The sequence below is a fragment of the Chamaesiphon sp. genome (genome assembly GCF_041738855.1).
Taxonomy (GTDB): domain Bacteria; phylum Cyanobacteriota; class Cyanobacteriia; order Cyanobacteriales; family Chamaesiphonaceae; genus Chamaesiphon.
On sequence record NZ_JBGSPA010000025.1, the window covers coordinates 1 to 21,398 of the forward strand.

The window sequence follows — 21,398 nt, forward strand, 5'->3', positions numbered from 1 at the left end:
AGAAATTATTTAGAGAATTCTAACAGGCGCTCCACGATTCTGCCCAAGGGCTGACTGGATCTTGAGCTAATCATCGCAGGCTCCTTCCAGGCCTGAGGAAGAGGCTGGGATAACTCCCATTGGCTGTTGTCTCTAATTCGATCCAAGCGGTAGTCTCCAACAGACTTAGCCTTCATGCCCACCGGTGGAACCCATAGAAAATCCGGCCGCTTTTCCTGTAGCCACTCGCCGCCTACAATCTCTCCTTTATCGTCAAGCTCAAGCTCGTATTTATAGATTGCGAACCTCTTCATGTCTAACCTTGGGCTATCAGGTAAGGTAGTTGGCGGCCGTTCTGCTAAGTAAGTCACGTTCATAAGAATCTTAACGAGACTCACAGCAGTAGGAGCCCGGAGGTGGCGTATCGGGTCGTCTGAGGTAATCGGAAAAATTGCACTGGAAATAGAGTTCACTTTTTTTCCAGTTTTTGGATGTAAGTAAAAATAAGAGTAACTAAGAACTGGTTGATTCCAAACTTCCAGATCGTAAGTGGTATCGAATATAAAACTGCGCTTGGAGTGGCCAATTTGATTTACTACCGCAAGATGCCAAGTGCCTGGATTATTATCGAGGCAATCAGGATCCACGGGCCTTCCATTGGAGTCTCTTTCTGGCTTTTGAATATTGCATCTTCCACCAATAAATCTAATTCTAAATCGCCCTTTGGCCCACAAAAGCGTAGTTAGAGCCTTGATGTCGGAGGGATAGAAGAGAATTCTGTCCCCATTCACTCCAATTACCTCTACGGGCTTAGCCGGCCTACTTTCCATAAAAGAAGCGACCGCCCATCCGTCACAAAGCCCCATCCAAGTAGCGACCTTATTTTCCCTTTCATGATAGGGTTTGCCATAATTAATCATTAACTTCGTTAGAGTAAAATTTTTGTCTCCAATCAGAAGGTCATATTTTTCTGCTGGAGAAAATTTCAGAAGATCACCACGCCCTAACTGCTCATTTAAATAAGTCTGATTGGCAAACCAATCCATGCTTGCTGGAAACTGTGGATCGGCATAGCGATTTGCGATGGTGCCCATATAGAAGGGCCAATAGAAGTCACTCCATGGCTGCCCTGAAATCTGGCCATTTCTCAATTTATGCATATCTTTTAGCGAGCGAAAGCGAAGCTCATCAACCAGATTTTCTGCATTGTCATTTCGTTTGGGTGCCGATGCCCCACTACCGGGCAGTTTATCCAGCCAATGCTCTCTATGCTCCTTCCAGTCATCTGCCCCAATCGCCGAAGAAGCAGTGACCCAAAGGAAGAAACAGACAAATACCATTATATTTTTTTTCATCATTCCCCCATGTGTACGTAAGTGCACTAAGCAAAGCCTGGGCCGCGGCAAAGCGCTGAGGCGAACTAGACAGCTTCGTGGTATGACCGGATTCGAAGAGGAGTTATATGAAAATCTTTGACCCCCAGACGTTTAAAAAACCGAGCAAAGAAGAGCTGAAAGAAAAGTTGACCCCGGAAGAATTTAGAGTCACTCAGGAAGAAGGAACAGAACGGCCTTTTGAGAATAAATATTGCGACAATAAAGCCGAAGGAATTTATGTCGATATTGTGTCTGGAGAGCCCTTATTTAGCTCTCTCGAAAAATTCGACTCCGGCTGCGGTTGGCCAAGCTTTACCAGCCCTATCGAAGAGAACAATCTCATTTCCCGGGTAGATAATAAGCTATTCGCCACGCGGATTGAAATTCGCTCAAAACACGCAGACTCGCATTTGGGGCATGTATTTGAAGATGGCCCAAAACCTACTGGCTTACGTTACTGCATGAACGGTATTTCCATGAAGTTCGTTCCAGCCGCATAGTTCGTTAAAATTCTCAATTCTTTTAGAGGTGGCGATATTTGACGATCGCCACCATTAGTCTTGTTGACGGATATCAAGATATCGTAAGATTGAGCGACAATTATTTGGCGACTGTTATAATAAATCTATCCATTCGATCGATCTACTCCATCAAATTCTCCAACTACCCACACATCTCCAGATGAGGTAAATCATGTCAAAAATTGTTGCAGATTGGATGAATCGCGACCTTTTAACTGTTACTCCCAGTACGCCACTGGCGGATGCCGTCAAGTTACTAGTCGCTCGACACATTAGTGGGTTACCTGTAATTGATGAAACTGGAAAACTAGTAGGCGTGATTTCTGAATCAGATTTGATGTGGCGCGAACAAGGCTTGGAGCAGCCCCCATACATGATCTTTTTAGGTGGCGTAATTTATTTCCAAAACCCATTGACATACGAGCGCGATTTGCACAAAGCTTTAGGACAAACAGTTGGCGAAGTGATGACTCCACATGCAATCTCCATCGCGGCGAATACATCACTCTCAGAAGCAGCCAGACTCATGCATGATAAAAAAATTCACCGTCTACCTGTAGTGGACGAGCAAAACCACCCGATCGGAATTATTACTGAAAGTGATATCGTCCGCGCGATCGCGGTTGGATAAATTCAGCGATCGCAACTAACAACGACCGCTAGAAATTCAGGGTAGAGGTAATTCATGAATTACCCCTATCTTTTAATTTAACCTGAATTCGGGATAAGAGGTGCCCAGAGACTGGAAGTCTCGGTTCGTGATGCAAAGTCCGCCTGCGCGGACTGATTAACTTGTCCGCGCTGGCGGACTTCGCCATGCTAGCCCCGATTTCAATCGGAGGCGGTACCAGAGCGGAGCAAATATCCTTAACCAGTTAGCGTAGCCTCTCCGACAGGAGATACTCACGTTAATTTAGGCTTCTTTAAAGAACCGAATCAATTCGCGGGCATGTTCGAGAAATTGGCCATCGACAGTAATTTGTGAAATCGCCTGTCTGGCTTCTTGCGCCAATCGTTGATGTTCTGACTCATTAGTTGCTTTGTGATTGGCGATCGCTACTGTTAGTTTAGCAATTTCCTCGCGATTTGTTTCCCAGCGATAATTTTGTTGACTCAGCCAAGATGTATCTTCATCGGGATCGAGTTGGTTGGTTAGTTGAGTCACCCGCTCTTCCAATCTGACAAATCGATCGCGCAACTCAAATATATCCTCACGCGGGTACACAAATTGGTTTTGCATATCCCCCAATCGAGTTGCTAAATACTCATAAGTACTAATTGCCGGACGCAATAATGTCAGCAAGAGTACGCCCACAGAACTCCAATAACCTAGCGCGGTAACACCACTAATTGATAACCAATATAACGCGATTGCCGTACCCAAATGCAACCCGATCGCGACGATTAGAGACTTGTTGGCTATGCTGCTGGCATATTGAATTTGACGCTGTTCGATCGCGATCCCTTGTAGCTGAGACTCTTGTCCTGTCTGAGCGACGGCTTTGGCTTTAAAATAAATATTCCACGGTACCGTGACGATCAAAATCGTCCATTCAAAAATACCAATCCCGACCGCCCAATCCCACAAACTACCTGTGGGCATCTGAAACCAATTTAATAAACCAAACGCTAATAAAGCGATAAAAAGTAATCCAGAATTAAAGACTGCAATACTGCCGTACATAATTTATAGTTAGTGTTGATATTTGCGGATACTTCATTCTCAATACAGTTCGGTTAGTCAGCGACTGAAGTCGCCGCTAATGATGCGTAATGTCCGCCTGCGCGGACTAATCCAATCTAAGAAATTAGGTTAACCGAACGTATTGACTCCATTCTGGCTTGGGAGCGATGGGACTCGCGATCGGCTTATGCTACTTTTTCAACCGCACAAGACAGATCCCCGACTTCTTGGAGAAGTCGGGGATCTAAATAGTTAGCTTTAACTTTGCTGTCAACTGATTTTTTTAGACTAAATCTCGATCGGTCAAAATCTCATAACCGTCTTTGGTCACCAGTACTGTATGCTCGAACTGAGCAGACAAAGATTTATCAACAGTTACTGCCGTCCATTTATCGGGCATCATTTTGGTAATCTTCGATCCAGCGTTGATGATTGGCTCGATCGCGATCGTCATCCCTGCTCTGAGTTTCACATTGGGCATCTCGCGGGTGCGGAAATTAAATACCGATGGTTCCTCATGCAGATTGCGCCCTACTCCATGTCCGGTGAAATCTTCCACGATACTGAAGCCATTGGCCTCTACATGGTCTTGGATTGCTCCAGCGAGATCCAGGAGGTAAGCACCTTCTCGCACCTGTTCGATGCCCTTATAGAGGGCTTCCTCGGCAACTTTGATGAGTTTAGCAGCCGCAGGTGTGACTGTGCCAACGCCGATCGTGATACAAGAATCGCCATGAAAACCCTGGAAGAAAGCCCCTGTATCGACTTTGAGTACATCTCCCTGCTTGATGACTTTCTTGCGATTGGGGATGCCATGTACGGCTTCATCATTGATGCTTGCACAGATCGAGGCGGGAAAGCCATACAAACCCTTGAAGCTGGGAATGGCATCCATTGCCCGAATCCGCTTCTCAGCATAGGCATCTAGATCGGCTGTCGTCATTCCTGGCTCGACCATCACCATAATTTCTTTTAAGACAGTAGCGACAATTCTGGCAGATTGGCGCATGATTCCAATTTCCCGCTCAGTTTTGATCTGAATCCCCTTTTGTTGCTTCTTTTCGCGGGTGGGTTGCTGCTTTTGTAAAAGTAAATCGCTGAAAATATTCATATCGTGATGGAGCAGGCTGAGTAAAGGTAAAAAGATGGCAACTGCTGCGGTAGCAGGATGTTCTAGTCAATTTCGCAACGCGATCGACCACATTGAGACAACCCTTAAATTTGGACTGTGCCTTTGTCTATTTTAGTTCTTTATTTGTGCCTTGGCGCACCCGCTATGAAACAGGAGCGGGTGTGCCAAAAAAGTTCGGGTTGCTCTGTGCGATCGTTCATCTCCAAAAACTTAACGATCGAGCATATCCCCTTTGACTCTAGGCGGATGCCACCTTTGCATTCCGGCGTTGGCGCAAGCCTGCCGTAAGCATAGCTGTGTCGCTCGGGCGGTCTCCTCAGCCAAGGTTGCACCAAGCACCCGATCCTACAAGTCTATAAATTTATCCAATACATTTGAGAGATCGACCGTGGGAGGGTTATGCTAGCTAATATCAATGTTACAAAATCGATGTTGTTGGCGTTGGCACTGTCTACCGTAGGTATCCGAACCCGCCCTCCCCGCTAGGAAATCTCAAATGGGTTCTATCGTCATTGTAGGGTTTCAGGCATTATCAATGTGATAAATAATTAGATGGAAAATCGCATCCGAGTCGCTAAAGACAAAGCCGAACTAGTCAAATCATTAATGGCATCGACTGAAAATAATAGCCCCTTCCAGATCTATGCCGATATCATCTTATTTGCAGCAGTATTGGGTGCAAAACACCAAAAACGAGTCCCACTCGGCGAAATTTCTAAAAAAGAACCAGGGCCGATTAGCATGGACATCTTCATCACGCGCGGTTACGATGCGGTGATGAAACTGATGGCGATCGCCGCTACTGAGAATATTAATGTTATCTCACCAGACCGAGCGGATTTTGAACAGCAGCGGATTGAGATCTTCGAGGAGTATGCCAATGGTGGGTTGGATATTCTCGATCGCGAGTTGTGTGGCGCGGTAGACTATACCGAGCGGATTTTGTTGATGTTGTCAGTAGAGACAGCAAGTCCATCAACTGCATCTACCGCTCCCAATGCACCCAATTCGACGGGAGCAGATCCCCTCACTACTGCGCCCGTCGAATTCGATCTCCGAAAATTCTTGAGTTAAATCGAGTAAATATGTTGCCAAAGAAACAAAACCAACTAAACTAAAGTCAGTCAAGTTAGTTGTCTGCGTCCATCATTCCACCTAACGGGGAATGCCGTTACTTGGAGATAATATTATGAACGTTCTGCTCCTCTATCCCCGCTTTCCCAAAAGTTTTTGGTCGTTCGAGAAAATGATCGAACTGATGGGTCGCAAAGCTTTGATCCCACCATTGGGATTGATCACCGTTGCAGCAATCTTACCTCAAGAGTGGAATTACCAGCTCGTCGATCTCAACGTGCGGGAAGTTACCGAAGCTGAGTGGAGTTGGTCGGAGTTGGTAATTTGTTCGGCAATGATCGTCCAAAAACCAGATTTACTCGCTCAGATCCAAGAAGCCAAACGCCGAGGCAAACGCGTCGCCGTCGGTGGGCCTTACGCTACGGCTTTACCCAACGAAGTCTCTCAAGTTGGGGCCGACTATTTGATTTTAGATGAAGGCGAACTGACGATCCCCTTGTTTGTCGAAGCAGTCAAACAAGGGCAACTGTCTGGCACCTTCCGTGCGCCCAATGGCGAACGTCCCGATGTTACGACAACTCCCATTCCACGCTTTGAACTGTTAGACTTCGATGCTTATGCTGAGATGTCCGTCCAGTTTTCACGGGGTTGTCCGTTCCAGTGTGAGTTCTGCGATATCATCGTCCTCTACGGTCGCAAACCACGGACTAAAGATCCAGCCCAAATGCTCAAAGAACTCGATTATCTCTACGAATTGGGTTGGCGGCGCAGTATTTTTATGGTGGATGACAACTTTATCGGCAACAAACGCAACGTCAAACTGTTGCTCAAAGAATTATTGCCGTGGATGGTCGAACATAAGTATCCGTTCTCTTTCGCAACCGAAGCCTCAGTCGATTTGGCAAATGACCAAGAACTGATGGATATGATGGTCAAGTGCAACTTTGGCTCCGTGTTCCTAGGGATTGAAACTCCAGACGAGGAAAGCCTCGCACTGACTCAAAAACACCAAAATACTCGTAGCTCACTGAGCGAAGCAGTCGAACGCATTGCTAAATCGGGGATGCGCGTGATGGCTGGATTCATTATCGGCTTCGATGGTGAGAAAACAGGTGCGGGACAACGCATCGTCAAATTTGTCGAACAGACAAATATTCCCACCGCTGTATTTAGTATGCTCCAAGCATTGCCAGATACCGCACTATCGCATCGGTTGGCCAAAGAAGGTCGCTTGCGCGGCACGGCGGACGGCAACATCAACCAAACCACGTTGATGAACTTCGTCCCCACCCGTCCGCTCGAAGAAATCGCCATCGAGTATATGGATGCCTTCGATGAATTATACGAGCCATCGAAGTTCCTCGATCGCACCTACCGTCACTACCTCACGCTCGGCGAAGCTACCTACCCCTACAAAGGTGAAGGTCGTAAGAAAGATTTTAGCTGGATGGTAATCCGTGCCCTCCTCATCATCTGCTGGCGTCAAGGAGTAGTGCGCTCTACTCGTTGGCAGTTCTGGCGCAACCTCTGGAGCATGTACAAGCTCAATCCAGGTGGGGTCAGTAGCTATTTGGTCACCTGTGCCCAAATCGAACATTTCTTGGAGTACAGAGGCATTGTCCGCCGCGAGATCGGCTCTCAATTGGCAGACTTCCTGGCTGAGGAAGCCAGAATCAAAGCAGCAGCGATGGCAGTAACAAACACAGAACCAGTCGAGGCTCTAGCTGAGACTGCTGTCTAATGCCTCAAGATTAAAGCAAAAATTGAGGGTAGGGGCAGTTTATAAATTGTCCCTACTCTAGTTTAAGTCCGTGTAGGCGGACTTTGCATCACTAGCAGCGGTTTTAACCGCTGACGCATCAACCAACCTAACTGTATTGCACCTTGACCGATCGAGTATTCTCCCTTTAAGATGTAGAGATGGTCTGGCGGCGACGTTGGTGACTGCCAATAACGTTTTTTGATCTATGCTTGAATTTTTTACGGGAACTAATGTTGTTCTAGCGGCAGTAGACTGAACTTTGGTATTCAGAAACTTTATGCGCGAACTTCCGGTACCCACCTGGTTTTAACCAGGTCATAAACTGAGGTAAAACGGCGTTGCGGCTGACCTAAATTTTGAAAGATCGAACCCCTGGTAGTGGTACTAGGGGTTTTGTAGTAGTTGGTGGATGGTGGATATTAGGGCAGAGTTTTACTGATAAAGTGAGATAAGCAGATATTTGATGAAACTAATAAGAGCATGACACCACAGGATTTGATGAAGCAGGAAGTTGGGAAGGCTGCTGCGGCGCGGGTACAGTCTAATTCGATTGTGGGATTGGGTACGGGTTCGACGACGGCGTATGCGATCGAGTTTATCGGCAAACGGTTGGCGGCGGGGGAAATTACCAATGTCAAGGGGATTCCGACTTCTTTTCAGGCGCGAGTGCTGGCGAAACAGTATGGTATCCCTTTGACTACTCTAGATGAAGTCGATCGGATCGACATCGCGATCGATGGTGCGGATGAAGTCGATCCTCATAAAAATCTGATCAAAGGTGGCGGCGCGGCGCATACCCAAGAAAAAGTAGTCGATGCGCTGGCGGAACAGTTCATCGTCGTTGTAGACAATACCAAGTTAGTCGATAAACTCGGTAGTACTTTTCTCGTCCCCGTCGAAGTGATTGCGATGGCTGTCACCCCTGTCATGCGGGCAATCGAAAAATTAGGCGGAAAACCTCAACTCCGCATGGGTGTCAAAAAAGCTGGCCCAGTAGTGACGGATCAGGGTAATTTAGTCGTAGATGTCAAGTTTGACTCGATCGATAATCCCGCAGAGCTAGAAAAGACGCTGAACAATATTCCTGGAGTCTTGGAAAATGGTCTGTTTGTTGGCGTGACAGACTTGGTATTAGTCGGTGAAGTTCAAGGTGAGAAAGTTATCATCAGGGAAATGTAGGGGTTAGGCTTTAGGTTTTAGGTTTTAGGCTCTGGGCTTTAGATTTTAGACTTTAGGTGAATTTCATGAGCCTCGGTGGTTTGATTTTCGCCATGCCCACAAACTCGCTAGAGCCTACAACCTAAATTACAATTAGATCTAGGAACCTTGTCGCCAACATCTAACTTATGGTTGCTCAACTACCAATATCAAACCAAATCGAATACCCCGACAGCGATGGCAAACCGATGTCTGACAATACCAAACAGTTTCGGTGGATAACGATCGTCAAATACAACCTAGACTGGTTATTTGCCAATGATGAAAATGTCTTCGTTGCGGGTGATTTGCTTTGGTACCCCGTGGAAGGCAACCCCAAGCGGCGGGTAGCTCCCGATGTAATGGTAGTATTTGGAAGACCAAAAGGCGATCGCGGTTCATACAAACAATGGCAAGAAGCCGGAATTGCGCCCCAAGTGGTGTTTGAAATCCTCTCGCCTGGAAATACTACCAACGAGATGGCAGCTAAGTTAGCTTTTTACGATCGGCATGATGTGTCGGAATACTACATTTACGATCCCGATACTAATGCGTTGTCTGGATGGGAGCGATTGGATGATTATCTCACTGAAATTCCAGTCATGCAGGATTGGACTAGCCCACGACTAGGAATTAAATTCGATCTGAGTGCTCCACCAGAACTGCAAATTTACAGACCTGATGGCGAAATATTTCTGACGTTCGAGCAAGTTTCTCAACAATTAGCAACTACTACTCGCGAACTGGAGACTACTACTCGCGAACTGGAAACTACTACTCGCGAACTGGAAACCATTGCCCAAACTCTGTCCACAACCGAACAGGAATTGGCAGTAAAAGCAGCTCGAAATCAGCAACTCACAGCCAAGTTGCGAGAGCTAGGCATCGATCCAGAGACGATTTAGCTGCAAAAAACGAGGTAGAAACCGATCGGTTCTACCTCGTTTGTCATACTTATAAAAGTTACGTCGATCTAGTCGATGGTTCTTTTACCAGTAAACTTGAGCTTTGCTGGTTCAGGATTGCTGCCGATATTCCGATCGACTTTACCGTTATATTCCCGCCCTGGGTTAACTTTTTCGGGGAACACGCCATCGTTGGGATGGAGTAAGGTAATTTCCCCCTTGGGGAGAATGCGGTATACTTTGTAGTTGGTGATTTTGTACTTACGCAGTTGACCGCCAAGAGCGAGACACTGTTCTTTTCTGGCGAAGTTGAGCAGGTTATCGCCCGATACCATGGTTGCAGCACCACCAGTTGGCATTTCAAATACTTGTTCCTTGGGACTATTCCAAGTAATCGCGTATTTTTCTTCGACATCGGCTTTGCTGAGTAACCCACCAGTGCTGCCACCAAAAATCGGTGTCTTGCCAGTTAGTTTGATTGCCATAAAACTATTCGTTATTAGGGTTTTAGGAAATACTACCACTCTGGCTGAGTGCGATCGCCATCTCGTCAAGAACTGTAACAGTCAATCGGGTCGATCTCGATCGCTTGGGGTAAGGCAGTAGATATCAAAGTCGATGCCATCGCTACAGCTAGATGCACACTAGCGATAGCGATGGGCTACCTGAACTAGATTTCCGTCACCACCGGATCGGTTTTCAGCCACAGCCCCGATGAGTACTAACAAATATAATTTAATCATTAACCGTAGTTCGATCGCCATGACTGAGAATTCTACTACCATTTCCTTGCTGGTTGCTCCTGCGCGTGTGGTGCGAGGTCAACATGCGCTGCTTCCCGCGATCGAGTATATTCTCAAACTGGGTCACCGCCCGCTGATTGTGGGTGGCGAACGGAGCCTAAAACTGAGTCAATTGCAAGGATTAAGCGATCGACCCGAACTAGAGATCGCAACGATTGGCTATACTCCTGACTGTTGTGAAAGTACTCTCGATCGCTTGATGGTAGCAGTTACCACACATCAAGCAGATGTCATCATTGGCATTGGGGGCGGTAAATGTCTCGATACCGCCAAATTATTGGCTTATCGCTGTCAATTGCCAGTCGTGACGATTCCGACTAGTGGAGCTACCTGTGCGGCGTGGACAGCATTAGCCAATATCTATTCTGAAGCGGGGGCTTTCTTATCTGATGTCAGTCTGGCTAAATGTCCAGATCTCGTCATCCTCGACTATAGTATCGTCGCCACCGCTCCACCACGGACACTAGTTGCTGGGATCGGTGATGCGATCGCCAAATGGTACGAAGCTTCAGTCAGTAGCGGTCATTCGACCCAGACATTGCTGATTGCCGCAGTCCAACAAGCCCGCGTCCTCAGAGATATCTTGTTCCAAAAGTCGGCAGCAGCACTAGCCGCTCCTGGCGGTGACGACTGGCAAGAAGTCGTCGATGCTACCGTCCTCCTCGCTGGGGTCATCGGTGGGCTAGGCGGTGCCCAGTGTCGCACTGTAGCCGCCCATGCAGTACACAATGGTCTGACGCACCTCCCAGGCTCTCACCAAGCCTTACACGGCGAAAAAGTGGCATACGGGATCTTAGTCCAACTGCGACTAGAGGAAATGCTCCAAGGTAACCAGTTAGCCGCTACCGCCCGCCACCAGTTGCTCGATTTTTATAATGAGATCGGTTTACCGCAAACCCTGGCAGATTTGGGGTTGAGCAATGTGACGATCGCTCAATTACATCATGCTGCAACACTGGCGTGTCAACCTGATTCTGACATTCACCGTTTGCCGTTTACGGTGACGCCAGCACAACTAGTTGCCGCGATGGTATCGACGACAATTATCGAAAGCCGAGCTGAACTCATACCAATTTCCGAACGGAATATCTGAGCTAGTGGTTACTGGGGCTAATTGCCGATCGCATCACGCGCGGATAAGCCTTCACTGTTGGCACCAAAATACCACAGCGCAGTAGCAACTTCGCCCAGACTAACGGTTTTTTTGGGTTGAAATAAAGTAGTGTAGCCAAAAGCGCGGCGAATATTCGATCGATCGCCATTTTGGAAATCAGCCAACACCGCACGTAGGGCATTGGGATCGACTTTACCAGCATCTTGAAATCCCCAAGTCTGTTTGACGGCATCAAGGGAGGCTGTGGGCAGGGGTTGGCGGGTATCTAAGGGCACCTTCCACAAAATCATCTGTTCTCGCGTCAGCAAGGCTTCAGGACGGAATAGAACGGAAGTATTGTCACCACTCAGGGCACTAGGAATCAGCCCTGCTTCAGCCAAGCCCTGAATGCTCGGAAAATCGGGATTGGTAGCAGGTACGTCCTGAAATGCGGGTTTGGTATCGGTAGTCGCTAGTCTTATTTGCTGGGTAGGTTTGGTTCCGGTAATGCGATTGTGGGCAGCGACTAGCCATCGAGCGTATTCACGGCGGCTAACTGGGCGATTGGGAGCAGTGTCGGTACTAGCGAGGACACCGATTTGGGTGAGGTCTTTTAAATATTCGGCGGTGGTGGTTGGTACTGTGGCGATGGGTTTGGTAGTTGGTAGGGGCGATCCGGTTGGAGTAGGGCTGGGAGCGGCGGTGGGTGTGGGTACTGGCTCGGATACCTTGGCTCCCCCCCAACTAATCGTGTAGGTTGTCAGTCCAGGCTGTTGTTTCGCAGGGTCGGTTTGGGCGGCGATGGTGACATTTAGTTGTTGTTTGGCAACTAGTTGAGGATTACTATCGCTAGGTGTGGCGACAATCTCCCATTGCTTGGCAGTTAGTTCTTTTTTGTAAAATGTGTAGACGAGATCGATCGGATCTGGAGTCACCCAGGTAGCGATCGTTTGTTGTGCCTGAGTTTGTGTCGATTGCAGTTTGGCTTGAGGATAGAGGGGAAAATCGGCGGGGAGGGCGGTGGCTGTGGCTAGATCTGGAGATGCTACTGTGCCAACTGGTGGTGATTTGAGCTGTGGATCTGGTGCTAAAGTGGTTTGTAGCGTGCCATCACTGCATCCAGATCCAAGTAACAGCAAGATTGCTGCCAGACAACTAACTAATCGAGATTGATGAGTATGAATGATATCGATCCGACGCTGCGATCGCGACACAATTAATTCTTGTCCAAAGATAGTTGAATATTTCCATTATACTTGAGTTTTTTGGACGTTCGATCGCCGTGTAGATACAAAGCAAATGTCCATCGCTGCCGATCTTCTACACTTTAATAGTGGGAGTCGGATCGATGCCAAGCCAACAGTATTTATGAAAAAGGGGAGATGGTACTAAATCTAGCACCATCTCCCTTGGATCGAGGCGGCGATCGTCATTTGAGGATCGTCACTGCGCGCTCTGGCGATAATTAACAACACTCTACTGCTGAGAATCACTCATATTTTAGCTTGCAGAGATCTGATGAATTCCCTAATAATATCAGTTTTAGTTCTTTCAGTTTTATCAGCAAAAGCTTCGAGAATTCTGAGTTCTTGTTCGGGAATCTTCACATTTAATTGCTTTAAAGACATATTACGCGTACCTGAAGGAGTATTATACTGAGTTGATTGGTTCATAATTTTCGGAGCGATTGAAACCGATCCATCTTTGTCGTTAAATATGTTCACCATAAATTAAAAGTAACAAAATTACTTCAGATCGATTGCCAACCCTGGCAGCAATTGAGTATTTAGATATCGCAGCTAATTGCGAGATCTAAATTGCGACGATCGATAACTTGGCAAGCTAGTCGCGATCGCGCTCCAAGCCACTGCGAACTGTAGGTCCGCTCGATCGGTAGCAGCAACCCCAAGGATTGAGTAACTGCTACGTTTCAAGCGTGTGCCCGAACTCGTACTAGCGATTAGGGCGACGATTTTGCAGAAAAGCAGGTAAGTCAGCACCAGGATTTTGAGGTGGCTGAGGTCTGGGAAAGTTGTCAGTGTTTGTTGATGTTCCTGGTGGTTGGCGATCTCGGTCGGATGACGCAGCTGGATTCCGTGTTGGCACAGCGGCTGGCTGCCGACGGTTGACTGGCTCGGCAATCTCGCCTGTGAATCCGGTGGCGATGACTGTAATCCGCATCTCTCCCTGCATCTGCGGGTCGATTACGGCACCGAAGATGATATTTGCGTTGGGATCTACGACTTCGTAAATTGTCTCCGCAGCAGTATTTACTTCGATCAGGGTCATATCCGACCCCCCAGTGATATTCAAGACCACACCTCGCGCACCTTCGATCGAAGATTCTAGCAGTGGTGAAGTGATAGCTTGGATTGCTGCTTCCCGTGCGCGTGACTTGCCAGATCCTTCGCCGATGCCCATTAACGCCGATCCGGCATCTGCCATCACAGTACGGACATCTGCAAAATCCACATTGATCAAGCCAGGAATAGTGATAATATCAGAAATTCCTTGCACCCCAGATCGCAGTACGTCATCTGCGATGCGGAATGCTTCTTGAACCGGAGTCTGTTCGTTGATCGCTTGGAGCAGCTTATCATTGGGGATAATAATTAAAGTATCAACCTGACTTTGCAACCCACTGATACCTTCCTCCGCCTGATTTGTCCGTCGGCGTCCTTCAAAGGTGAAGGGACGAGTGACAACTCCGACAGTCAAAGCACCCATTTCCTTGGCAACTTCAGCCACAATCCGCGCCGCACCAGTGCCAGTACCACCTCCCATCCCCGCAGTGATAAAAACGAGATCGGCTCCTTCTAGAGCCATCGCGATTTCTTCACGAGATTCTTCGGCAGCTTTTTGCCCGATGGCTGGATTGCCACCTGCACCGAGTCCACGGGTAAGTTTTTGACCGAGTTGAATCCGTCGCGTCGCATCTGAATGAGAGAGTGCTTGGGCGTCAGTGTTCATAGTCCAAAACTCGATGCCTTCAATATCGCTAGCAATCATGCGATTTACCGCATTACTGCCGCCACCGCCAACACCAATAACTTTGATGCGGGCTATACTGCTAGGAGTGATATCGTCGGACATTCTGTCATCCCTTGGTGTGATATAGCCATTTCGGATTGAGTGGCTGTTGAATCCTGGATAGGAGAGTGGACTGGAGTTAGTCATGCAGTAGTTGTTGTTAGAGGCTTTTAAAGCATATTAACCCGCATTATAGATATTTTTTGAAATTACATGGATATGTAGTAGATATATTTTGGACAGCATCGATCGACCTTAGTTGGAACTCAGGTTAATTCTGGGCTGGATTTCGATTGGCGGCTAGACAATCAATCAGCTAGAATGTAGAAATTATAGAAAAATAATTTAAAGTCGCAATCATTGACTCTAGTATGCTATTGATGTAGCCGAATGTAACTAGAGTTTGAATGATGTTCGATCTGTGGTAGGACTTGGCTGAGTGTCGGTAGGTACAGCGGGATAAAGCTGCAACTTAGGGCGATCGGGACGATCTAGATTCAGCAGCTCGACATCATCAGTGGACAGATGTTTTTGCCAATCGCGGAGTCGATCGAGTTGTTGCATTTGATAAATCAACCGAGACTTGTCAGTAAACCCACCGAGGGCGATCTTACCTACTTCAGTTTGCAACATCAAATTTTGGGGGGTACGGCAGTCAATTAGCCCCACAGCGACTGGACTAGTATGAATTACTTGATAAATTTGTGTCCAATGCGGACAGGTGCCCTGAAGGGGCAACACGAGTTGTAGCCTGGGGAGCGATCGCCAAACCGTCGGGCGGTAACTAGACAGTGGCAATTGGAGACCCCGTTCGTCGATAAATAGCTGGGATTGAAGGCTTGAAGATCGCCCGATCCGTGCCACAGGCAGAGTGTCCCTCACTTGGACGCGTAGCTGCGGCGGGAGGACACCGCGATCGATCTGGACGCTGGCAATCGAGCCATGTGAGAACAGTTGGGATCGCAACTGCTCTGGAGCCAATTCCAGAATCAGTTTTGGGTACGGAATTGCTAGCATCGATCGAATTGCCCGATCGCTCAGATACTGGTTCCCCTCAATCCGAATCTGTTCGGGTTGGGAGATTGTCCAGTCAGGTTGGTTTACTACCCACGCCAATCCAGCCAAAATCCCACTCATGCACAAAAATCGCCACAGAGATTTGATAACTCTGACGCGTTGTTGTTGTCGTAATTGGCGACGACGTTGCCGCAATTGTTCTTTAGATGCAGATTGGTGCACGGGACTAACAGTTAGCTGACTCTTAATTAGGTACAAATTCGGTCTCAACTCGTTGCTTGCTGTCACTGCTGACGACGATCGAGCGATCTTGGAGCTTGCCGACGCCACGAGCACCAGTAAATTTGATGAGTGGATCGATCTGTTGATAGACTACATTACCAGTTCCGATCAGTTGTTGGGAAGGGATTTGCCAGATTAAGCGATCGGCACTGATGTTTGCGCGATTGCGAGTTGCTACTCCCCGCGCGTTACCTGCAAGTGTCGCTGTTGAGGCTTGGAGATCCAACTCGCCAGCGTTGGCAGTGAAAGTGACTGCTTGCTGTTGGTGGACCATCGTCAGCGGTCGATCGGCTGTCACCACTTCGCGGTTGAGATTCCAGGCAAATGATTCACCATTGACCTGAATTAGGGGATCGACAGCATTCAATTGCACTTTGCCTTGTAAGTTGATGATTTGGCGATCGAGTTGACTAGCAAAGCCATTGGCGGTCACTGTAGCAGTGAGGCGATCGCCTTGGTAGCGTTGGATTTGGGTGGGTCGATCGCCGATCGCTCGGCGCGCTTTGACTTGCCAGATCAGGTGCGTTGTCTGCATTGCCAAGCGGGGATCGCTGGCAACTGCGGTGATTTTGCCCGTGAGATCCAGTTGTTGCTTGCGGGTAGAGTATCGCCCTTCGGTAGCATTGACTTGGAATTTAGGTTGCTCGGCGCGAACGCGATCGCGAATGATGAGTAGATCGGCTTTTGGTTGCCACTCTACTTCTTGTCCACTCACAGTCAAATTATTCCGAGTTTCGGTAGTGACGACATCGCCACGCAGGAACACTTTTTCGCCTGCTTGTTCGACTTCACCTGTTTTCGCCGTGACGTGCATGACGATCCGTCCATCTTGATACAGATCGCCATCTAAATTAGTCACCTTGGCACGTTGGCGATCGGGAGAGTAGACGCCACGTTGCGCCCGCACTTTCCACAGCGGTTGACCCTGTTTATTGACTTGCTCGAAGCTGAGATTTGCTAGTTCGAGCTGGGGTGCGCTGGCGATGGGAGTCTTGGTGGGTTCAGGCTTGACAGGAGCAGAACAACTACCGATCCCCAATAGAGCGATCGTCAAGACTATTCTCACGCAGCGGTATATTTTGATCATGCGCCCAGCTTTTGGCTCGATATTGATTCCCTTCCCAATCTGACTCGATTACTCGATCCTGGTTCCACGCGGTAGCCACCCGACGGGGCATCCCGCCGCGCAGGTAGCCGCTCGCGATCGAGCGACTAATTAATTACGTCCAAATTTCAGGAGAGATCGTGAGGATATTGCTATTGACTCTAGGTGTCTTTTGAATCTCTTCCTTGACATTTTCGAGGTCGATATAGCGATCGGAAACATCGATCAGACTATCACTAGTCATCGATCGCAGACTGACAACTTCGACCCGCACACCGCGATAACTGACTGCATCGACAGCATACGCCAGATCGCCATCCCCACTGACCAGCACGGCGGTGTCATAAGAGCCGACTAGTGCCATCATATCTACCGCAATTTCCACATCGAGATTGGCTTTTTTGGAGCCATCGGGTAGTTGCACCAAATCTTTGGCGATAACGCGATAACCATTGCGCCGCATCCACAACAAGAATCCCTGCTGTTTTTCATTAGTGCGATCGACTCCAGTGTAGAAGAACGACCGCAACAGCCGCGAACCGCCAGTGAGCCGAGCCAGCAACTTTGTATAATCAATTTCAATATTTAGCTGCAATGCTGCATAAAATAAATTGGAACCATCGACAAAAATTGCTACTCTGCCACGATTTTCTAAGACTTGTTTTGCTGAAAATATTGAGTTTTCATCATGATTAAAACTGTTCATTATTATTGAGGTAGTTATAAAGTTAGAAAAATGAAGATTTAAAAAAAATTGGTTTATATATTTCTGCTAATGAAACCCGATCGCTGGAGCTTACCGATCGACAAAAATTGCCAGATTTAACTACTAGCAGCGGCGAGTAGTTCTAATTTCGTAAAAATTGGCTGGGCTTCACCCAACTGACTATCTGCTTGCAAGATCCCCCATTCGCCATGCTGTTCCCAGTTAACTGGTAGCTCTGAGGTACTGGAGTCCTTACTGGCACTACGATTGCTACAAACGGCATCGAAATTGATATCCAATCCCAATTGTCGATATATATCCGTACTAATCTTTGGAACGATCGGTGATAGTAAATAAGCTGACAACCTGGCAGACTCTAGCACTGAGTAGAGAACTTGAGCTAATTCTGAATGTTTGGCTTGCTTAAATAATGTCCATGGAGCGAGATCGTCGATATATTTATTGCTGGAGTGTACTAAATTTAAAATTGATTCACAAGCAGCTTTGAAGGCTAACTCATTGTAAGCGATATCTACCTCAACTCCTAACTTTTGCCCCAATATTTTCAACGGGTTGTCTGCTGCAATATCTTGAGCACTGCAATGTGGTACGCGACCTTGGCAATACTTTTTAGCCATGCCCAGTGTGCGATTGACTAAGTTTCCCAAGTTATTAGCCAGATCGGCGTTGACTATTTCAATGAAGCGATTTTCATTAAAGTCGCCATCTTGCCCGAATTCGATTTCCTTGAGGAAGTAATAGCGTAGTGGTTCAGCTCCATAGCGATCGACTAACTCGATCGGATCGATCGCATTGCCTTCACTTTTACTAATCTTCTTGCCATCCTTAGTAAAATAACCGTGGGCAAATACGCGATCGGGGATCGGTAGTTCTGCTGACATCAACATCGCTGGCCAGTAGACAGCATGGAACCGTAAGATATCTTTACCAATTAAGTGTAAATTAATCGGCCATCTGTGCCGGAGGGCATTGTCGAGAGTCGGCTCTGCATCTGGATCTAATAATGCTGTCATGTAGCCCAACAAGGCATCAAACCAGACATAAATCGTCTGCTGGGGATCGATCGGTAGGGGAATACCCCACTCGACATTGACCCGCGAAATCGAGAAATCTTGCAACCCCTGCGCGACAAATTTCAAGACTTCATTGCGCCGACTTTTGGGGAGGATAAAATCGGGACAGCGATCGTACAAAGCTTCGAGTTGATGTTGATATTTGGACAGCCTAAAAAAGTAATTGCTTTCATCTCGCCATTCTACCTGCTTGCTCGGATGCAATGGACAATGCTTGTCAGCAAGTAAGTCGCGCTCCTCCTTGAACTCCTCACAAGAGACGCAGTACCAACCTTGCTGAGTCCCCTGGTAAATATCTCCCCGCTCCCACACCCGCATAAAAAACTCATTGACGATCTGGAGATGAGCGGGTGCGGTGGTGCGACTAAATCGGTCATATTGGATGTCTAGCTTGCTCCAGAGCGCGTCAAACCTCTCCACAATCCGATCGCAGTGGACTTGAGGCTCGACGCCTGCGGCAATCGCCGTCCGCTCGATCTTCTGTCCGTGTTCGTCAGTCCCCGTAATCAAGAGGACATTGCGGTGTTTGAGGCGGTGCCATCTGGCGATCGTATCGGCAGCCATCGTAGTGTAAGCATGTCCGATGTGCGGAATATCATTGACGTAATATAGCGGTGTAGTGACAGTAAAATACCGATTGGTGTTGGCAGGGTGATTCATATAGCAGCTAAAATTTGGCGAACTCGATCGACGAAAAGTAGAGCGCGGCTCAAATAACAACTTAAATCACTTTCAAGTTTTGACTGTAGCTAGATGCTGGTGGGTGGCGCTCCTGAAATTAATGAGCGCGCGATCGAGCACAGCTCACACTGTGACTGACTGTTGGCGTCAACCAACGCGCACGAGTGCGAAACTTTGAAACTGATTTTGAACATCGAAAACTCCAGAGCAGAGTGTTTTTCGTAGCGTCGTTGGCACGTTCTCTGACATTTTCTGTGTGTCTCTTCCGCTGGGAAAAATTACATTCGAGGTGGTGGAGACTTAGATCTAGTCTCCATCATAAATGAGGTTGACCAACTTCACTAGCTCTATTCATAATTAGTAATTGGTTTGGTGCTAAAATATAGTAATTATCAGGGTAACTAGCTCAATGGTAGAGCATCGGACTCTTAATCCGTTGGTTCCGAGTTCGAGCCTCGGGTTACCCACTTACAAATTAGGTTGTAGCACTGCCTTCAGTTAGTATTACTGCTGGCAGAAATGGGCGATATGGCGATCGCCACATCGCCCATTTCTACTTAGCTCCTGAATTTAGCAGCACATTTTAAATGGACTTTGCATCGCACCGCTTAGTCCGATCACTCTATACTACAGCGAACGAACGAGCGGAATTTCTCACAATCGGAGATAGATAACAAATCCTCAGCTTTTGAGAGCGATCGATTAGTTAGAGTTATTATCTCACCACTGCTGTAATCGATCTTCTGCTACTGGGAGCGGCTTTACTCGCGATCTTGCGGCGATCGACTCCATTAGTAGTATCTCACCGATCTGCACATCAATCTCCCAACAGCTCAGTTTTAGGGCGATTTAGGCTTTTGCATTAGCTTAAAAAATTTCACAAATCTTTATCATCGGCTGGGATTAGCGTATACTACGAAAGCAAAGCTTAATCCCATGTAAAAGGAGCAAAAATCTAATGTCGGAGGCGCAGCAGCCCCTCAGAGTCCCTAGGGAATTTTTGGGACCGCCTGATGACTTGAATCCCAACGTCTTCATGTTCTTTGGCGCACTTGCTTTAGTAACGATTTCGACAATCGGTTACTGGCAATGGCAGTTACCAGGTTGGTGTTGCTTCGGCTTCAATGTCTTGGCTTTACATATGGCAGGTACGGTAATTCATGATGCTTCTCATAATGCCGCCCATCCCAATCGCGTTTTCAATGCGATCATGGGACATGCCAGCGCACTGATGCTAGGGTTTGCATATCCAGTGTTTACCCGCGTACACATCCAGCATCATGCCAACGTTAACGATCCAGATAACGATCCCGACCATTATGTTTCGACAGGTGGTCCACTCTGGCTGATTGCTGCCAGATTTTTTTATCATGAGATCTACTTCTTCCAGCGCAAATTGTGGCGCAAATACGAGTTACTAGAATGGTTCCTCAGTCGGTTAGTCGTCGGATTGGTAATTTATTTTGCCTGTCAGCATGGTTATACCGCCTACATCTTTGATTTTTGGTTTTCACCAGCATTAGTGGTGGGGTTGGCACTGGGGCTATTTTTTGACTATTTACCGCATCGTCCATTTACAGAGCGCAATCGCTGGAAAAACGCGCGTGTCTATCCTGGGGGGATCTTAAATATCCTCATTTTTGGACAAAATTATCACTTGATTCATCACCTCTGGCCATCAATACCCTGGTATAAATATCAAGCTGCCTACCAAGCCACCAAGCCATTACTAGAATCAAAAGGATGTCATCAGTCATTGGGATTATTGAAGGGCAAAGATTTCCTACATTTTGTCTATGATATCTTTCTAGGGATCAGATTTCATCACAAATCCGCACCAGTGAAAGTGGTCGAACGAGAACACGAGCTGAGTGTGCCTGGGAAAAAGTAGCGGAATTAATTCAGGCGGAAAGAGATCGGGCTAGGCAAGACAATTGTCTAGCCCAAAAATTTGGAG

Annotated in this window: 20 protein-coding genes, 1 tRNA gene and 1 other RNA gene; 11 read left to right on the forward strand and 11 right to left on the reverse strand. The window is 47.5% G+C overall.

The features are described 5' to 3' along the window. Window positions 1–5 precede the first annotated feature (5 nt). Window positions 6–1,337 (reverse strand): hypothetical protein, encoded by a 1,332-nt coding sequence (locus ACEW9I_RS03125; RefSeq protein ID WP_373538914.1) that lies wholly within the window; start codon window positions 1,335–1,337, stop codon window positions 6–8. A gap of 104 nt (window positions 1,338–1,441) precedes the next feature. Here ACEW9I_RS03125 and msrB point away from each other — a divergent pair, with 104 nt between their 5' ends. Together msrB and ACEW9I_RS03135 are read left to right on the forward strand one after the other, a co-directional pair. Further along, window positions 1,442–1,855 (forward strand): peptide-methionine (R)-S-oxide reductase MsrB, encoded by a 414-nt coding sequence (msrB, locus tag ACEW9I_RS03130; RefSeq protein WP_373538915.1) that lies wholly within the window; start codon window positions 1,442–1,444, stop codon window positions 1,853–1,855. A gap of 193 nt (window positions 1,856–2,048) precedes the next feature. Then, window positions 2,049–2,507, forward strand: a complete 459-nt coding sequence (locus tag ACEW9I_RS03135) for a CBS domain-containing protein (protein WP_373538916.1) — start codon at window positions 2,049–2,051, stop codon at window positions 2,505–2,507. Between the two features lie 282 nt (window positions 2,508–2,789). On the opposite strand, the gene ACEW9I_RS03140 is transcribed toward ACEW9I_RS03135, so the two are convergent. Next, window positions 2,790–3,560 carry a hypothetical protein gene (locus ACEW9I_RS03140; protein ID WP_373538917.1) on the reverse strand — a complete coding sequence of 257 codons (771 nt, stop codon included), beginning with the start codon at window positions 3,558–3,560 and terminating at the stop codon, window positions 2,790–2,792. Window positions 3,561–3,843: 283 nt separating this feature from the next. Beyond that, window positions 3,844–4,671 (reverse strand): type I methionyl aminopeptidase, encoded by an 828-nt coding sequence (gene map, locus ACEW9I_RS03145; RefSeq protein ID WP_373538918.1) that lies wholly within the window; start codon window positions 4,669–4,671, stop codon window positions 3,844–3,846. Window positions 4,672–4,763: 92 nt separating this feature from the next. Between map and ACEW9I_RS03150 the strand changes: the two genes are divergently transcribed. From ACEW9I_RS03150 to ACEW9I_RS03175, 6 genes are all read left to right on the forward strand, one after another. Next, on the forward strand, window positions 4,764–4,928 hold the full coding sequence (locus ACEW9I_RS03150; RefSeq protein ID WP_373538919.1) for a hypothetical protein: 165 nt from the start codon (window positions 4,764–4,766) through the stop codon (window positions 4,926–4,928). A gap of 316 nt (window positions 4,929–5,244) precedes the next feature. Continuing rightward, the gene (locus ACEW9I_RS03155; RefSeq protein ID WP_373538920.1) at window positions 5,245–5,766 is read left to right on the forward strand and encodes a DNA phosphorothioation-associated protein 4; all 522 of its coding nucleotides are present in this window, start codon (window positions 5,245–5,247) and stop codon (window positions 5,764–5,766) included. Between the two features lie 115 nt (window positions 5,767–5,881). Further along, the gene (locus ACEW9I_RS03160; RefSeq protein ID WP_373538921.1) at window positions 5,882–7,507 is read left to right on the forward strand and encodes a B12-binding domain-containing radical SAM protein; all 1,626 of its coding nucleotides are present in this window, start codon (window positions 5,882–5,884) and stop codon (window positions 7,505–7,507) included. A gap of 182 nt (window positions 7,508–7,689) precedes the next feature. Next, window positions 7,690–7,879: non-coding RNA, 6S RNA (ssrS, locus tag ACEW9I_RS03165), on the forward strand. A gap of 129 nt (window positions 7,880–8,008) precedes the next feature. Continuing rightward, window positions 8,009–8,707, forward strand: coding sequence for a ribose-5-phosphate isomerase RpiA (gene rpiA / locus ACEW9I_RS03170; protein ID WP_373538922.1), 699 nt, complete (start codon window positions 8,009–8,011; stop codon window positions 8,705–8,707). Between the two features lie 167 nt (window positions 8,708–8,874). After that, window positions 8,875–9,630 (forward strand): Uma2 family endonuclease, encoded by a 756-nt coding sequence (locus tag ACEW9I_RS03175; protein ID WP_373538923.1) that lies wholly within the window; start codon window positions 8,875–8,877, stop codon window positions 9,628–9,630. A 68-nt stretch (window positions 9,631–9,698) separates the two neighbouring features. Here the strand turns inward: ACEW9I_RS03175 and ACEW9I_RS03180 are convergent, their stop codons facing one another. Then, window positions 9,699–10,115 (reverse strand): photosystem I reaction center subunit II PsaD, encoded by a 417-nt coding sequence (locus tag ACEW9I_RS03180; RefSeq protein ID WP_373538924.1) that lies wholly within the window; start codon window positions 10,113–10,115, stop codon window positions 9,699–9,701. Window positions 10,116–10,392: 277 nt separating this feature from the next. On the opposite strand from ACEW9I_RS03180, the gene ACEW9I_RS03185 reads away from it, so the two are divergent. Continuing rightward, on the forward strand, window positions 10,393–11,526 hold the full coding sequence (locus ACEW9I_RS03185; RefSeq protein ID WP_373538974.1) for an iron-containing alcohol dehydrogenase family protein: 1,134 nt from the start codon (window positions 10,393–10,395) through the stop codon (window positions 11,524–11,526). Between the two features lie 17 nt (window positions 11,527–11,543). Here ACEW9I_RS03185 and ACEW9I_RS03190 read toward each other — a convergent pair whose 3' ends face one another. The 7 genes from ACEW9I_RS03190 to metG form a co-directional block, all read right to left on the reverse strand. Then, window positions 11,544–12,740, reverse strand: a complete 1,197-nt coding sequence (locus ACEW9I_RS03190; RefSeq protein WP_373538925.1) for an S-layer homology domain-containing protein — start codon at window positions 12,738–12,740, stop codon at window positions 11,544–11,546. A gap of 279 nt (window positions 12,741–13,019) precedes the next feature. Continuing rightward, window positions 13,020–13,154: a ribbon-helix-helix protein, CopG family gene (locus tag ACEW9I_RS03195; RefSeq protein WP_373538926.1), complete on the reverse strand. Its 135-nt coding sequence runs from the start codon at window positions 13,152–13,154 to the stop codon at window positions 13,020–13,022. A 325-nt stretch (window positions 13,155–13,479) separates the two neighbouring features. Continuing rightward, window positions 13,480–14,703, reverse strand: coding sequence for a cell division protein FtsZ (gene ftsZ / locus ACEW9I_RS03200; RefSeq protein WP_373538927.1), 1,224 nt, complete (start codon window positions 14,701–14,703; stop codon window positions 13,480–13,482). A 249-nt stretch (window positions 14,704–14,952) separates the two neighbouring features. Beyond that, complete coding sequence (locus ACEW9I_RS03205) at window positions 14,953–15,795, reverse strand: cell division protein FtsQ/DivIB (RefSeq protein ID WP_373538928.1); 843 nt, start codon at window positions 15,793–15,795, stop codon at window positions 14,953–14,955. 22 nt (window positions 15,796–15,817) lie between these two features. Next, window positions 15,818–16,942, reverse strand: coding sequence for an LPS export ABC transporter periplasmic protein LptC (lptC, locus tag ACEW9I_RS03210; RefSeq protein WP_373538929.1), 1,125 nt, complete (start codon window positions 16,940–16,942; stop codon window positions 15,818–15,820). 133 nt (window positions 16,943–17,075) lie between these two features. Further along, window positions 17,076–17,666 (reverse strand): NYN domain-containing protein, encoded by a 591-nt coding sequence (locus ACEW9I_RS03215; protein ID WP_373538930.1) that lies wholly within the window; start codon window positions 17,664–17,666, stop codon window positions 17,076–17,078. Between the two features lie 116 nt (window positions 17,667–17,782). Further along, the gene (gene metG / locus ACEW9I_RS03220; RefSeq protein ID WP_373538931.1) at window positions 17,783–19,420 is read right to left on the reverse strand and encodes a methionine--tRNA ligase; all 1,638 of its coding nucleotides are present in this window, start codon (window positions 19,418–19,420) and stop codon (window positions 17,783–17,785) included. Window positions 19,421–19,836: 416 nt separating this feature from the next. Here metG and ACEW9I_RS03225 point away from each other — a divergent pair. Together ACEW9I_RS03225 and crtR are read left to right on the forward strand one after the other, a co-directional pair. Further along, a tRNA-Lys gene (locus ACEW9I_RS03225) sits at window positions 19,837–19,908 on the forward strand. A gap of 491 nt (window positions 19,909–20,399) precedes the next feature. Continuing rightward, window positions 20,400–21,332 carry a beta-carotene hydroxylase gene (crtR, locus tag ACEW9I_RS03230; protein WP_373538932.1) on the forward strand — a complete coding sequence of 311 codons (933 nt, stop codon included), beginning with the start codon at window positions 20,400–20,402 and terminating at the stop codon, window positions 21,330–21,332. Window positions 21,333–21,398: the final 66 nt, after the last annotated feature.

What these genes read in the sequence shown, in the direction of transcription:
- ACEW9I_RS03125 (WP_373538914.1), bottom strand. Translation starts at nt 1,337, where the DNA reads ATGATGAAAAAAAATATAATGGTATTTGTCTGTTTCTTCCTTTGGGTC.
- msrB (WP_373538915.1), top strand. Translation starts at nt 1,442, where the DNA reads ATGAAAATCTTTGACCCCCAGACGTTTAAAAAACCGAGCAAAGAAGAG.
- ACEW9I_RS03135 (WP_373538916.1), top strand. Translation starts at nt 2,049, where the DNA reads ATGTCAAAAATTGTTGCAGATTGGATGAATCGCGACCTTTTAACTGTT.
- ACEW9I_RS03140 (WP_373538917.1), bottom strand. Translation starts at nt 3,560, where the DNA reads ATGTACGGCAGTATTGCAGTCTTTAATTCTGGATTACTTTTTATCGCT.
- map (WP_373538918.1), bottom strand. Translation starts at nt 4,671, where the DNA reads ATGAATATTTTCAGCGATTTACTTTTACAAAAGCAGCAACCCACCCGC.
- ACEW9I_RS03155 (WP_373538920.1), top strand. Translation starts at nt 5,245, where the DNA reads ATGGAAAATCGCATCCGAGTCGCTAAAGACAAAGCCGAACTAGTCAAA.
- ACEW9I_RS03160 (WP_373538921.1), top strand. Translation starts at nt 5,882, where the DNA reads ATGAACGTTCTGCTCCTCTATCCCCGCTTTCCCAAAAGTTTTTGGTCG.
- rpiA (WP_373538922.1), top strand. Translation starts at nt 8,009, where the DNA reads ATGACACCACAGGATTTGATGAAGCAGGAAGTTGGGAAGGCTGCTGCG.
- ACEW9I_RS03175 (WP_373538923.1), top strand. Translation starts at nt 8,875, where the DNA reads ATGGTTGCTCAACTACCAATATCAAACCAAATCGAATACCCCGACAGC.
- ACEW9I_RS03180 (WP_373538924.1), bottom strand. Translation starts at nt 10,115, where the DNA reads ATGGCAATCAAACTAACTGGCAAGACACCGATTTTTGGTGGCAGCACT.
- ACEW9I_RS03185 (WP_373538974.1), top strand. Translation starts at nt 10,393, where the DNA reads ATGACTGAGAATTCTACTACCATTTCCTTGCTGGTTGCTCCTGCGCGT.
- ACEW9I_RS03195 (WP_373538926.1), bottom strand. Translation starts at nt 13,154, where the DNA reads ATGTCTTTAAAGCAATTAAATGTGAAGATTCCCGAACAAGAACTCAGA.
- ftsZ (WP_373538927.1), bottom strand. Translation starts at nt 14,703, where the DNA reads ATGACTAACTCCAGTCCACTCTCCTATCCAGGATTCAACAGCCACTCA.
- lptC (WP_373538929.1), bottom strand. Translation starts at nt 16,942, where the DNA reads ATGATCAAAATATACCGCTGCGTGAGAATAGTCTTGACGATCGCTCTA.
- ACEW9I_RS03215 (WP_373538930.1), bottom strand. Translation starts at nt 17,666, where the DNA reads ATGAACAGTTTTAATCATGATGAAAACTCAATATTTTCAGCAAAACAA.
- metG (WP_373538931.1), bottom strand. Translation starts at nt 19,420, where the DNA reads ATGAATCACCCTGCCAACACCAATCGGTATTTTACTGTCACTACACCG.
- crtR (WP_373538932.1), top strand. Translation starts at nt 20,400, where the DNA reads ATGTCGGAGGCGCAGCAGCCCCTCAGAGTCCCTAGGGAATTTTTGGGA.